Genomic DNA, 12,007 nt, shown 5'->3' on the forward strand with positions numbered 1-12,007 from the left:
GGCAGTCGTTCAGCTTGATCGGACGGGGGCTCGGAGCGCCGATGTACCACGTCCGCCAGTTCCTGTATCAGAGCGGCGACATCGCCTCACCCCGCAGCAGCGCGCCGAGCGGCATCTGACCGGCTGCGAGCGAGACACCGACCCGGCCGCCGTGGCCGCGCTCGACTACGGCCTGTCCCAGCGCGCCGTGCGCAGAGGCGGCGGACGTCGCATTCGACGACGGGCGGGAACCGATCGTCACACGATGGAGCGCGCGATGCGGAACCCTACGTCGTCGACCTGGAAGGTCGGATGGCTGCGGCGCCGCGCAGAGGCCCGGCAACTCCAGTGCTCATCGAACCAACCACCGCCACGGAGCAATCGGTAGCTGCCGTAGACCTCGGCGTCGTAGACGTCCCAGCACCAGTCCCAGACGTTGCCGAGCATGTCGTAAAGACCCCACGGGTTGGGATGTTTGCCGCCCACGTCGTGGATTCGCTCGTGCGAGTTACCGCGGTACCAGGCGATCTCGTCGAGCTCTCCGTAACGCGGTCCTGCCGTACCGGCACGGCAGGCGTGCTCCCACTCGGCTTCGGTCGGCAGCCGGTACCCGTCGGCGGATGTGTCCCACTCGATGCCTTCACTGTCGGCAGCGAGGTGGTACGCGGGCGTGAACCCGTCGCGCAGGGACAGGGCGTTGCAGAACCGTGTCGCGTCCCACCAGGAAACGCACTCAACGGGCAACTGGTCCCCATGGGCGGTACTCGGCCGCTGGCCTGCGATCTGTGCATACAACGCCTGGGTGACCGGGAATGCCGCGAGCCGGTAGGGCGCAAGCTCGACCGACCAACTGCGCTGCGTCCGCCGGTCCGACAGCGTTACCTGCCCCGACGGGATGGCGACCATCTCGTTTCCCGCGACCACGTCCATGATCAGGAGATCCTACCGAGACCTGCCATCTCGAAACGGCGGGGTCGGACCAGATCAACTGAGACAGAACCCGGCACCCGACCGCAAGAAGCCAGACCAAAGTGAGATTCTCGGCGACCAGGCGTCTCAACCGATCTGGTCGCCACAGGTCACGGCCCTGCCCACAGGCCAGATCAACCGAGACCAGGACAGTGGTGCAGCGGGTTGCAGCACGAGTGGGTGGTGGCCGTCGTCGCGGTGGTGCTGCTCGTGGTCGTCGGGCTGCAGCAGGGTGGTGTCGCAAATGCAGCGCAGCATTTGCACACGGGTGACGATGCGACGGCTCACCGGTCATGTCGACTGTCGACGGAGACGAAGGCGGCCTTCAAGACCACGGAGTTCTTCGTCTATATCGCCGCGGTGGTCGCGGTGTTGATCGCCTCCATGGTCGTGGGCGACGACGAGGGCCACGCCGACTACTTCCGCGCCGACAAGGCGTGGCTGTAAATCGTGATCCTCACCGTCGGCTACATGATCGGCCGCGGTCTGGCGAAGTCCGGCAGCCGCGATCCGTACGACGACTGAGCACCTGCTCCGCGTCACGGAGTCCCCAGGAGTTGAAGCATAAAGGCAATGGTGTGGGGCACCTCTCGCGTTCTCGTGCCCCGCACCATTGCATGGTGGCGAACTTGGTCCCCGCGCCTTCGGGCGGCGGGGACCCTTCTCCACGCCGGGTGGGGCTCCACAGACGAAGTGCGCTGCCAGGAACGTGATGAACGAGCGGCACGAGACCCCCCTTCCGGTGTGCTGGCGGGGGCTGGATCTTATGCTGCTGCCATGCCGAGAACTTCGCCCGCTATGGCCTTCGATTCCCTCATGTCCGGCAACAAGCGCTTCGTAGCCGGGGCACCGGAGCACCCCAACCAGGACGCCGCCCGGCGTACGGAGCTTGCTCCTGGGCAAGACCCCTTTGCCGTCGTGCTGGGGTGTTCCGATTCGCGGCTGGCCGCCGAGATCATCTTCGACCAGGGGCTCGGGGACCTCTTCGTCGTCCGTACCGCCGGGCACGTTCTGGGCTCGGAGGTGCTGGGGAGCGTGGAGTACGCGACTGAAGTGCTCGGCGCCCGCCTGGTCGTCGTCCTCGGACACGACTCGTGCGGCGCCGTCGCGGCCGCCCGCGCGGCCGTGGAGGACGGACTTTCCGTCGGCGGCTTCGTTCGCGACGTCGTCGAACGCGTCACCCCGAGCATCCTCGCCGCCCGCGCGGCCGGACTGACCTCCGACAGCGACGTGGACGAGCACATCCGCCACACGGTAGACCTGCTGCTCGACCGCTCACGCCTGCTCTCGGAACAGGTCGAGGCAGGGGAAGTGGCCGTCGTGGGCCTGGGATACCAGCTCACCGAAGGCAGCGCACGGCTCGTCACCTCACGTGGCGCCCTCACGGCAGGGGACGAAGCAGGCTCATGACGCAGTACTTCGACTGCTCCGAGCCTACGATCCGCGATGCCGGCCTCCGCGAAGCCGTCTCGGCGGTGCGTCGAGGCCGGCTCGTCGTCCTTCCGACGGACACCGTCTACGGCCTGGGAGCCGACGCCTTCGACCCGGGGGCCGTCGCGCCCTGCTCGCCGCGAAAGGGCGCGGTCGGCACAAGCCCTCTCCGGTGCTCGTCGACTCGGCCGACGCTCTGCGGGAACTGGTGGACGAGCTCCCCGGAGGGGCACGTGATCTCGTCGAGGCTTTCCGGCCGGGTGGTCTGACCCTGGTTTGCGTCACCGGTGGTCCCTGGGCTGGGACCTGGGCGAGACCAGGGGAGCCGTGGGCGAGACCGGGGGAACCGTGGCCGTTCGCATGCCCGACCACGCTCTCGCGCTCGACCTCATCGCCCCAACCGGTCCCCTGGCGGTCTCCAGCGGACCCGGATCATGGGGATACACAGCGGCACGACTGCTGGCCCCTGCCTCCCCTCGCACTGTCTCATGGCGGGCCACCGCGCAGGGACAGGCCGGGCTCGTCGTAGACCGCGGGCGTGACGGACCCCCGGCCCCCGGCCTTGGCTACGCAGGAGGTGAGAGGTCGGGTGGAGGGCCCCGGCGCTGATCATTTCGCGTGCCGCTACCTTCTGTGCAAGAGCCTGAAATCGGCTTTACGCAAACGGGTGATCCCAAGACCGCCATGGTCGCTCCCGCACGCCGATGGGGAAACGGTTTCTGTGTGAGGCGACCGGGGTCCTTGCTGGGCCACAGCCTCCTTGCAGCGGGCCGCCCCCCGCCGGACCACGAGGTCAGACGAAGGGCGGCAAAGCGAGACGGGCGGCACCCGGTAGGGCGGGGCCGGCTGTCAGTTCTTGGCGATGGTGATGCCGAGGAACAGCCCCACCACCAGCGCGACACTGCCGACGGCCATCACCGACCACGTCCCCGCCTGCGTCGCGGTGAACGTCGAGGTCATCCCCGCCTGCGTCGCCGCCTGCGTGGCCTGCGCCCCGGCCATGGCGGCCTCCTGGACGGCCAGACCCGTCTCCAGCGTCTGAATCTTGCTCTCCAGCTCAGACTGCTCCATCGTGCGGTTCCTCTCTCTCGCAGTGTGCCGGGCTCATCCCGGCATCACCGTCCATCGATTCCCCGCCGCAGTGAAACTGCCTCGATGCCCGCCTGCGGTGCACCCGTTTGCCAACGCCAGGCGCTCTGCACAGGGGCCAACGATCGCCTGGCGAGCTGCCAGAGCCCGCTGGTCTCACGTCGACACACCTGCGAGCGAGACCGCGGATCAGAAACAGGCACTTCAGAGGGAGCGGGCGGGCCGTGGCGCGCTGCGGGGGATCGGGCGCCCTGCTGGTGGCCTCGCGTCGGCGGGGCCGCGCGCGGCCGTTGGCCGGCGGAAGCGAGAGGGCCGGACGACGCGGTGGCCCGCCCCGGGGCTGTGTTCAGGAGCGGGCCGCGTGCGGGGCTGGCGCGTCTGGAGTCCCCTTGGCGGGTGCCAAAGCCGGCTTCATCCTGGTCAACGAAATCGGCAGTCGGGATTCCAGGGGGAGAGCCTGTGACAACTGGAAGAGGCGGGGCGTAGCACGCACGGAAAGTACGGACAGTCCTCGCACAGTCTGCCCGGGGTCGTGTTGCTGGGACTGATCGCTTCCACACCGTTCGTGCTGGCCGCGCTGGCCCCTGCGAACACCGACTGGGGAAAGCTCAGCGACATCAGCCAGGTGGCTTCGTTCATTTCTTTGGACAGCGTTTGTCGACCGGTTCCGGAGTCATTGGGCGATCAGTGGGCTCATGCGTGTCAAGGGAAATGGCGGCATTGTCGTGGCTGCGAATGTGGGGCAGCCAGCCGCCCGTCAGAGCGGCGGTCAGGTCGCATTCCCACGTCCGGTCAGCTGTGACATCACGCTGTGTGAGACATACCTGAGGCGTAGCAACTGCTCACCCGATAGGCGGATGGAGCTCGTTCTAGCAGTTGATGTCGCGCTGCTGCGGTCGATGCGATGGTCAGTGCATGGTCGGTGCGACAGGGACGACGAGGGCGCCTCGGCGCACGTGGTGGCCGCGCTGGGTGGGCCGGGCCACGATGGTGTGGGCGGTGGTGTACGCCGGCTTCGGCCTGGCATGCGCGCTGAGCGGGACGCCGCTGCTCTACCTGGGCAGCGACCCGGGGCCCTCGGCGCTGGGCTGGGGGGTGGCGGGGGGGGGGGCGCTGGCGGCCCTGGCGTGTGGCGCGGTGGCGCGGTACGGACTGCAGTCGGCGTTGCGGGTGCTGCTGTGGGTGGTCTGCGCGCTGGCCGGGATGGCCGCGTTCGGCTTGCTGATGGACGTCATCACACTGGTATTCGGTCAGGGGGTGGACAGCGGTGTGGCCGCGGCGAACCATGCGCTGGCGGCGGCCGGAGTCCTGCTGCTCGCGGCCACTGCCCGGTCCGCCCGCCGCACGCCCGCCGCGGCCGTCGTACGGGCCCCTTCCGCCGCCTCCGGGCCGGTCCAGCTCGCCGCCTGCGCCGGGACGGCCGCTTTCCTCCCCTACGCGGCGATGAAGCTCATCTGGGCGTCCGGCGGCACCTTCGCCGGGATGACCGGCGAGGAGATGCTCGCCGTCTCCAAGCGCAATGGTGCGTCAGGAATCTGGCTCACCCTGGAGTCCTGGGGCCTGGACGGCACCGTGCTACTGGCTGCGCTCGGCGCCTTCCTGCTGTGGGGGCTGGTTCGTCCGTGGGGCCAGGTCTTCCCGCGCTGGGCGCTGTGGCTGCGCGGCCGCCGCGTCCCCCGCTGGCTCCCCCTGGCCCCGGCCTTGATCGGCGCCGCCACCCTGGCTCCGTACGGGGTGTTCGGTGTTGGCTACGTGGCGCTGGCCACGGCCGGCGTGGTGACGATGCGGCGAGGCGACTTCCACTCCTCGAGCGATGCACTGCTGGTCGCCTGGATCGGCATGACCGCGTTCGCCGTCTATGGGATCGCACTGATTGTCGCTGCCCGCTCGTACTGGCTCCGGACCCATCCACCCACCGGACGCGTGTTAACGCAGAGTGACCATTCGCGGTCAGTTGACTCCCCATCAACTGCAACTGGTCGCCCATGGGAGGTCACAGCCGTCTGCGGCGTGACCAGCGCCTTTCACCAAGAGCATCCCGATGCCCTCTGCCAAGAGGTCCCTCGCCTCCCGAACTCGCCAACATAACCCTTCCGCGGAACGGAGGGCCTCCCAAACCCAACGACAACTGACTTCACTACTGGGTTCTGGCACGCATCTTGGGGAGTGGTCACAGAGGGTGACGGTAGTGTTCGATTGCAAGGGATGGTCACGACCCTGGGTCCGTCACCGCGCATCTCGACCACCACAGGCATGAGCTCTGTCCGACCTGGCACATACGCTGTCGCGAAGGCACTGCGATCCTGAAGGTTGAGGCGGCATGCCTTTGACGTGGCTGGAGACGGAGGGCGGCCCGCTCATCGTGGTTCCACGCACCGCGCTGCCGCTCTGGCCGGGAACGGAGGGCGACTACGACCGGGCTTGCGAGATGATGGGTTTCGTTGGAGCCCTCGCACTGCCTGACGGAGCTGAGGCGCTGGTGCTCGGGGACGAACCCCTCTCCGGATCGGTGGTGGACATTCAGTTCCGGAACCGGGGGCTGCGTGTGCATTCGGGCCAGTCGGTGGCGCCGGTGTGGGACGCTGAGAGCCAGCCGGTACGGCGGATCTGGGCCGGACGCAGTGCACGACCACCGCTCGTCGGTGATCGACTCCGAAGCCGGCTCGGAGACCACGCCGAAAGCCTGCGGCGCAAGCGTGGCGATGCTGCCGGGGTAGTGCTGGCACCTCACCCGTCGATCGATTCTGTGGTGAACGTGGAAACTGCCCGCGGGCGCCCGACGTCGGATCTCCCCTCCGGTGGAGGGCAGGCCCATCGCCGGCTGATGGCCGTCGGGCAGGACGGAGGCCCGTAGTACTCCGAGGCCGGGAGAGCCGGCCACATGGGGAATGGGGCCGGCAAGTACTCGGCGGCCAGCCACCCATCAGCCGGTTTGGGTTCACTGTTGGGCACCCGTTTGTCGAATGCCTCCTTCCCGGCCGGGGTGACGGCGGTGGCGTGGTGTTCGCCCTTGCCGACGTCCAGGGCAAGGAAGGCGCCGCTGTCGCTGACATCGATCACATGCGTCCCTCGGTCGTTTTCCCGCCTGGCCATCCCACGGCACCGATGGCCACATCCACATTACGAAGAGCCTCCCGACCTGCGGACAAGCCGGTGTGCGTGCCTCTAATCAGCGGTCTGTCGATGCCTCCGGAGCCGGTGACGCCACCCCCCGGGCCATGCGTTCGACAGGGGGAGAAAGTCATGCCAACTCCGGAGGCCGGGCGCCTCATTGCGGGGCCACCAAGAAGGTAATGGGGATCATCGGTCACGGGCGGAGGGGCTCCAATCGTGGTCAGATCGGGTGTCGGGCAATCGGAGGATGGGCGGTCGGCTTGGCCGAGTCGGGGAAACAACGGGCCTCGCTCCCCTGGAGGACCCCGTGAGAGGGCCACGACCCCTGGTCGTGGCCCTCTTCATGCGCATGCCGCAGCGGCCGGCGGAGGGCTGGGCGGCCCCGGGACGAAACCCGCCGCGCCCGCGCCCGGCGCCCGGGCTCACCGCAGACGGCCCGCCCGAACGGTTGACTTGCGCTGGAGTGCGCTCCAGGTCGTAGCGTCGAAGATGACGCGGCACGGAGCCGGTGTCGCCCGGCGCCTTTCACGGGATGCCGGCGGTGGAATTCGTCGGTGTCGACGGATGACGGGCTTCGTGTGCTCCGAAGCGACGAACGAGTGTGCAGGGAAAGGACGGGCACGACATGCAGAAGCGCAGTCTGCGGGACCTCCAGGTATCGGCCATCGGCCTGGGGTGTATGGGCATGTCCGCCTTCTACGGATCCGCCGATCAGCAGGAGGGCATCGCGACCATCCGGCGTGCCCTCGAACTCGGGGTGAACTTCCTCGACACCGCGCAGATGTACGGGCCGCTCACCAACGAGTCGCTCGTCGGCGAGGCGATCCGGGGGCATCGCGAGGAGTACGTGATCGCGACGAAGTTCAACTACCGGATGGACGACGCCATACCGGGCGACATCAGCACGGTCGGCCCGCAGGACGGCTCCGCCGAGCACGTCCGCAGCTCCGTCCACGGCTCTCTGGAGCGCCTGGGAACCGACCACATCGACCTGTACTACCAGCACCGGGTCGACCCGAACGTACCCATCGAGGAGACGGTGGGCGCGCTGGGCGAGCTGGTCGCCGAGGGCAAGGTGCGGCACATCGGCCTGAGCGAGGCGAGCGCGGAGACCATCCGGCGCGCCAACGCCGTGCACCCGGTCACCGCGGTGCAGAGCGAGTACTCGCTGTGGTCGCGGGACGTGGAGGCCGAGGTGCTGCCCGCATGCCGTGAGCTGGGCATCGGCTTCGTGCCGTACTCGCCGCTCGGGCGCGGTTTCCTCGCCGGGCGGTTCACCTCGCCGGACGAGCTGGACGCGAACGACTGGCGCCGCGAGAACCCGCGCTTCCAGGACGCGAACCTGGAGGCGAACCTGCGGCTGGCGGCGAAGGTGAAGGAGATCGCCGGCGAGAAGGACGTGCCCCCGGCCCAGCTGGCCATCGCCTGGGTGCTGGCCCAGGGCGAGGACCTGGTGCCGATCCCGGGCACCAAGCGCCGCACGTACCTGGAACAGAACGCCGCGGCGGTCGACATCGCGCTGACCAAGGACGACCTGGCCCGCATCGACGCGGAGCTGCCCGAGGCAGCCGGTCAGCGGTACGACGAGGCAGGGATGCGTTCCGTCAACCGGTAGCGCTCCCCACGACGCCGAGGGTCCGTCTTCTCACTCGACGCCCGGCGTGTGATCACGCCGGATGGCGGCGGGCACGTGTGTGCCGCCGCCATCCGGGGTTGTCTCAAGCCTGCACGAGGATGGTGCACCAGACCTCGCTGTTGTCGCCGATGCCGCAGTCGGCGATCTCCCCGCTGGGGATCTTCGTCCAGACGCCCTTCGCCCGCCAGTGCCAGGTGCCGACCTGCGAGAACCGCTCGTGGTAGCCGTGACTGGCGAACGTGAAGGCGTCGACGTCGGGGCCAGTGCCGTTGCCGCCCCGGGTTCCGTCCGCCGAACGACAGCTGCTTGCACTTGACTGCTGGAACTCGCTCCCGGTGCAGCCGCCCAGTTCCACACGTCGCAGTAGTGCGGGCCCGCGCCGAGGCTCATCGTGTAGTGCATCGTCTGACCGGTACGGTTCTTCACCGCGCCGCACACGCTCGGCGGCGCCGAATTGGGCGAGCGCACCGAGCAGAGCGAGGGATCGACGATGGGCTGCGGCTGTCCTTCCCGCCGGACACCGAGCTCGCCAGGCAGCTCGCGGCACTCGCCGCGGCCGAGCAGGGCTGCTGCGCCTTCTTCGGCTTCACCCTGCACCTGACCCCGATGCCCTCCAGCTGACAGTGCGGGCGCCCGAGAGCGCCGCCGGGATGCCGGCCGACCTGTTCGGAGCGAGCGCATGACCACTCCTTCTTCCCGCCCGTCCCGGCCCTGGGGCATGCTCGGCGCCAGCGCGGCCGCCGCCTGCGCCGTGTGCTGCGCCGGCCCGCTGCTGGCCGTGCTCGGCAGTGTTGGTGTCGCTTCTGCGGTCGGCGCCTTGTGGGTGCCCGTCCTCACGGTGCTGACCGTGGCCGCCACGGTGGCGTTCCCGGTCGTACGCCGGCGCCGCCGGGCGGCGGCAGGCCGCGTCGCATGGCGTCGGCGACGAGTTCGCCGACGAGGACGGCGGTGGCCGCCGGGCCCCGCAGCGGATTGACCGGCAGGCCGCCGAACGCGGCAGCAGCCTCGCCCGGACTTCCTGGCCATGCTGCGGGAGCAGGCGGGGGACCGGAAGGAGACAGAGAACCTTGCCCGGCTGGCCGCCGACCTCGGCAGTCCCGACCCTCTCTACCGGCTGGGCCGGTTGTGGGAGAAGGCAGGGGACCGGAAGGGTGCCGAGAACCTCTACCGCCAGGTCGCCGACCGCGGCAGCGCGCGCGTCATGCCTCCTGGAAGGTCCGCCCTCGGTGCATAGTGGCCCAATGGTCTGGACCAATAAGGACGGCCCGGTCGATGCGCTTTCCCGGCCGGTCGGCCGGTCGGATCAGCGCAGTCCGGTGAAGAGATCGTTCTCGGGTATGGCCGCGCCGGTGGTGTCCTGGACACGTACGAAGGTTTCCATGCCCATCAGCTCGCCGAACTTTTCCTTGCCCATCTTGAGGAAGAAGATGTTCTCGCCCTGACTGGCGTGCGCGGCCAATGCGTCGAACTTCTGACCGCTGAACGCGGTGGTGTCCACCCACGTGGTGATCTCATCGTCGGGGAGGCCGATCTTGGCCATCGCGGCGGCCTCGGCAGGATCCGGCTCCGCCATGTCCTCATGGAACTCGCGCATGATCTCGCCGAACCGCTGCATCATCGAGCGGGGCATCGTGGTCCAGTACACCTTCGGTGTCAGCGCGGTCATCTCCAGCGCCGCCATCGTGATGCGGTGGGCCTGGATGTGGTCGGGATGGCCGTAGAAGCCGTTCTCGTCGTAGGTGACGACGACATCGGGTCGGTAGTGCCGCATGAGTTCCGCGAGCCGGGCCGCGCCTTCCTGTACGGGGGTCTGCCAGAAGGATCCGGGGGCGTCGTTGCTCGGCCAGCCCGTCATCCCGGAGTCGGCATAGTCCAGCATCTCCAGGTCGCTGATCTTCAGGACGTCACAGCTCGCCTCAAGTTCTTGACGGCGCATCAAGGCTACCGCCGCCGGATCGTGCCCGGGATCGCCCGGCTTGACGCCCCCCGGTCCGTCACCGCAACCGCCGTCGGTACACGTCACGAGAACCGTGCGGATGCCTTCCGCCGCGTACCGCGCGAGGACCCCTCCGGTTCCGGTGGCCTCGTCGTCGGGGTGGGCGTGTACTGCCATGAGCGTCAAGGGCCGGTCAGTCATGAAAACAGTCCTCCTGCAGAAATACGTCTTGGTCCGAGTGCGCGGCGGGCGTACCGCGATGCTGGGGGCCGGATCCTGGTGGGGCGGACGACCTTGTGGTCTCCGTGTTGCACCGCCCGTGCCGCGCCGGTCCCTCTCGATGTAACCGTCCGGGCCGGACCGGCTGTTCCCGGCGCGGCCGTTTGGCCTTCCAGGCGCCGGCGTTTCTACGCGCTCGCTCAACCACCCCATGGGGTGCAGAAGGCTGCAGCAGGCTCGACGGACGCTGTCGCGCAGCTACTTTCGACGGACTTCTGCGTTCCTTTTGATGTCACGGGTCCGAGGAACGTCCAGTCGTTGATACGCAAGTGACGCGTGTGTCCCCGCAAAGGGAGTGGCTGACGGTGATGTGCACCGTCAGCGTGGCTGTGCTGTAGCGGTTGGGTGCTGTTGGGGGGTGTACGGGGTCGTGCTTCGGTGGTGGGCGGGTGTTCCTGGTGTTGTTGACTGGCTTGAGGAATCGTGGTGGGTGGTGGGTGGTGTGGGGTGCTGGTTGTTGTGGGTCTGGTGGTGGGTTTGGTGGGTTAGGTGGTGGGTTGTGGTTGTGGTGTGTTGTGGGTCTGCGTCCCGCCGGCCGGGGGCTCGTTGTCGGCCGGGGTTTTGACGGATTCCAGCAGTAGTTGGGAGACGTCGAGGACCTGGATGGATTCTTTGGCGTTGCCGTTGTTCTTTTTGCCGTTGATGGAGTCGGTGAGCATGACGAGGCAGAAGGGGCAGGCGGTGGAGATGATGTCGGGGTTGAGGGAGAGGGCTTCGTCGACGCGCTCGTTGTTGATGCGTTTGCCGGTCCGCTCCTCCATCCACATGCGTGCGCCGCCGGCGCCGCAGCAGAAGCCGCGTTCTTTGTGGCGGTGCATTTCTTCGTTCCGCAGGCCCGGGACGTTGGCGATGATGTCGCGTGGGGGTGTGTAGATTTTGTTGTGGCGGCCGAGGTAGCAGGGGTCGTGGTAGGTGATGAGGCCCTCGACGGGGGTGACGGGGGTCAGTTTGCCGTCGTCGATGAGGTGCTGGAGCAGCTGGGTGTGGTGGATGACTTCGTAGTCGCCGCCGAGTTGCGGGTATTCGTTGCCGAGGGTGTTCAGGCAGTGGGGGCAGGTCGCGACGATCTTCTTGGCCGGCTTCGGCTTGCGGGACTCCGCGGTGACGTTGCCGTCGTCGTCGAGTTCCTCGCCGAAGGCGGTGTTCAGCGCGATGACGTTCTCCGTGCCGAGTTCCTGGAAGAGGGGTTCGTTGCCGAGGCGGCGGGCGGAGTCGCCGGTGCACTTCTCGTCGCCGCCCATGATCGCGAACGTGACGCCCGCGATGTGGAGGAGTTCGGCGAAGGCTTTGGTGGTTTTCTTGGCGCGGTCTTCGAGGGAGCCGGCGCAGCCGACCCAGTACAGGTATTCGACGTCGGTGAGGTCGGCGATGTCGCGGCCGACGACCGGGATCTCGAAGTCGACCTCCTTGAGCCACTCGAGGCGCTGTTTCTTCGCCAGCCCCCAGGGGTTGCCCTTCTTCTCCAGGTTCTTGAGCATGGTGCCCGCCTCGGACGGGAACGCGGACTCGATCATCACCTGGTAGCGGCGCATGTCGACGATGTGGTCGACGTGCTCGATGTCGACGGGGCACTG

12 protein-coding genes and 1 pseudogene are annotated in these 12,007 nt (G+C 68.2%); 7 read left to right on the plus strand and 6 right to left on the minus strand.

The features are described 5' to 3' along the window. Positions 1 to 67: 67 nt before the first annotated feature. Together ACFWBD_RS14450 and ACFWBD_RS14455 are read right to left on the minus strand one after the other, a co-directional pair. Positions 68 to 241 (minus strand): hypothetical protein, encoded by a 174-nt coding sequence (locus tag ACFWBD_RS14450; RefSeq protein WP_385666816.1) that lies wholly within the window; start codon positions 239 to 241, stop codon positions 68 to 70. After that, positions 238 to 909, minus strand: a complete 672-nt coding sequence (locus tag ACFWBD_RS14455) for a formylglycine-generating enzyme family protein (protein WP_385666818.1) — start codon at positions 907 to 909, stop codon at positions 238 to 240. Before ACFWBD_RS14455 ends, ACFWBD_RS14450 begins: the two co-directional genes overlap by 4 nt. A gap of 222 nt (positions 910 to 1,131) precedes the next feature. Here ACFWBD_RS14455 and ACFWBD_RS14460 point away from each other — a divergent pair, with 222 nt between their 5' ends. The 3 genes and pseudogenes from ACFWBD_RS14460 to ACFWBD_RS14470 all read left to right on the plus strand — a co-directional run bounded on the left by ACFWBD_RS14460 (position 1,132) and on the right by ACFWBD_RS14470 (position 2,908). Beyond that, complete coding sequence (locus ACFWBD_RS14460) at positions 1,132 to 1,395, plus strand: hypothetical protein (protein ID WP_385666820.1); 264 nt, start codon at positions 1,132 to 1,134, stop codon at positions 1,393 to 1,395. Between the two features lie 369 nt (positions 1,396 to 1,764). Continuing rightward, the gene (locus tag ACFWBD_RS14465) at positions 1,765 to 2,358 is read left to right on the plus strand and encodes a carbonic anhydrase (RefSeq protein WP_385666822.1); all 594 of its coding nucleotides are present in this window, start codon (positions 1,765 to 1,767) and stop codon (positions 2,356 to 2,358) included. After that, a pseudogene (locus ACFWBD_RS14470) lies at positions 2,355 to 2,908 on the plus strand (L-threonylcarbamoyladenylate synthase). The gene ACFWBD_RS14465 and the pseudogene ACFWBD_RS14470 overlap by 4 nt, the downstream one beginning before the upstream one ends. A gap of 320 nt (positions 2,909 to 3,228) precedes the next feature. Here the strand turns inward: ACFWBD_RS14470 and ACFWBD_RS14475 are convergent. Further along, entirely contained in the window at positions 3,229 to 3,450 is a 222-nt protein-coding gene (locus ACFWBD_RS14475) for a hypothetical protein (RefSeq protein WP_385666824.1), read from the minus strand. 1,017 nt (positions 3,451 to 4,467) lie between these two features. Between ACFWBD_RS14475 and ACFWBD_RS14480 the strand changes: the two genes are divergently transcribed. The 3 genes from ACFWBD_RS14480 to ACFWBD_RS14490 all read left to right on the plus strand — a co-directional run bounded on the left by ACFWBD_RS14480 (position 4,468) and on the right by ACFWBD_RS14490 (position 8,197). Next, a complete protein-coding gene (locus ACFWBD_RS14480) occupies positions 4,468 to 5,556 on the plus strand; it encodes a hypothetical protein (protein ID WP_385666826.1) in 1,089 nt (362 codons plus the stop codon). Between the two features lie 232 nt (positions 5,557 to 5,788). After that, on the plus strand, positions 5,789 to 6,322 hold the full coding sequence (locus ACFWBD_RS14485; RefSeq protein ID WP_385666828.1) for an Imm21 family immunity protein: 534 nt from the start codon (positions 5,789 to 5,791) through the stop codon (positions 6,320 to 6,322). A gap of 885 nt (positions 6,323 to 7,207) precedes the next feature. Then, positions 7,208 to 8,197, plus strand: a complete 990-nt coding sequence (locus ACFWBD_RS14490; protein WP_385666830.1) for an aldo/keto reductase — start codon at positions 7,208 to 7,210, stop codon at positions 8,195 to 8,197. A gap of 103 nt (positions 8,198 to 8,300) precedes the next feature. Here ACFWBD_RS14490 and ACFWBD_RS14495 read toward each other — a convergent pair whose 3' ends face one another. Beyond that, on the minus strand, positions 8,301 to 8,573 hold the full coding sequence (locus ACFWBD_RS14495) for a hypothetical protein (protein WP_385666832.1): 273 nt from the start codon (positions 8,571 to 8,573) through the stop codon (positions 8,301 to 8,303). 669 nt (positions 8,574 to 9,242) lie between these two features. On the opposite strand from ACFWBD_RS14495, the gene ACFWBD_RS14500 reads away from it, so the two are divergent. Then, positions 9,243 to 9,452 carry a hypothetical protein gene (locus ACFWBD_RS14500; protein ID WP_385666833.1) on the plus strand — a complete coding sequence of 70 codons (210 nt, stop codon included), beginning with the start codon at positions 9,243 to 9,245 and terminating at the stop codon, positions 9,450 to 9,452. A gap of 69 nt (positions 9,453 to 9,521) precedes the next feature. Here the strand turns inward: ACFWBD_RS14500 and ACFWBD_RS14505 are convergent, their stop codons facing one another. Together ACFWBD_RS14505 and ACFWBD_RS14510 are read right to left on the minus strand one after the other, a co-directional pair. After that, positions 9,522 to 10,355, minus strand: coding sequence for a PIG-L family deacetylase (locus ACFWBD_RS14505; RefSeq protein ID WP_385666835.1), 834 nt, complete (start codon positions 10,353 to 10,355; stop codon positions 9,522 to 9,524). Positions 10,356 to 10,918: 563 nt separating this feature from the next. After that, on the minus strand, positions 10,919 to 12,007 hold a 1,089-nt coding region (locus ACFWBD_RS14510), incomplete at its 5' end, for a (Fe-S)-binding protein (RefSeq protein WP_385666836.1).

The organism is Streptomyces sp. NPDC060002, assembly GCF_042737245.1.
Lineage (GTDB): Bacteria > Actinomycetota > Actinomycetes > Streptomycetales > Streptomycetaceae > Streptomyces.

Excerpts from the sequence above, each read along its gene's own strand:
- ACFWBD_RS14490 (WP_385666830.1), top strand. The coding sequence starts at position 7,208 with ATGCAGAAGCGCAGTCTGCGGGACCTCCAGGTATCGGCCATCGGCCTG.
- ACFWBD_RS14465 (WP_385666822.1), top strand. The coding sequence starts at position 1,765 with ATGTCCGGCAACAAGCGCTTCGTAGCCGGGGCACCGGAGCACCCCAAC.
- ACFWBD_RS14500 (WP_385666833.1), top strand. The coding sequence starts at position 9,243 with ATGCTGCGGGAGCAGGCGGGGGACCGGAAGGAGACAGAGAACCTTGCC.
- ACFWBD_RS14455 (WP_385666818.1), bottom strand. The coding sequence starts at position 909 with ATGGACGTGGTCGCGGGAAACGAGATGGTCGCCATCCCGTCGGGGCAG.
- ACFWBD_RS14505 (WP_385666835.1), bottom strand. The coding sequence starts at position 10,355 with ATGACTGACCGGCCCTTGACGCTCATGGCAGTACACGCCCACCCCGAC.
- ACFWBD_RS14485 (WP_385666828.1), top strand. The coding sequence starts at position 5,789 with ATGCCTTTGACGTGGCTGGAGACGGAGGGCGGCCCGCTCATCGTGGTT.
- ACFWBD_RS14475 (WP_385666824.1), bottom strand. The coding sequence starts at position 3,450 with ATGGAGCAGTCTGAGCTGGAGAGCAAGATTCAGACGCTGGAGACGGGT.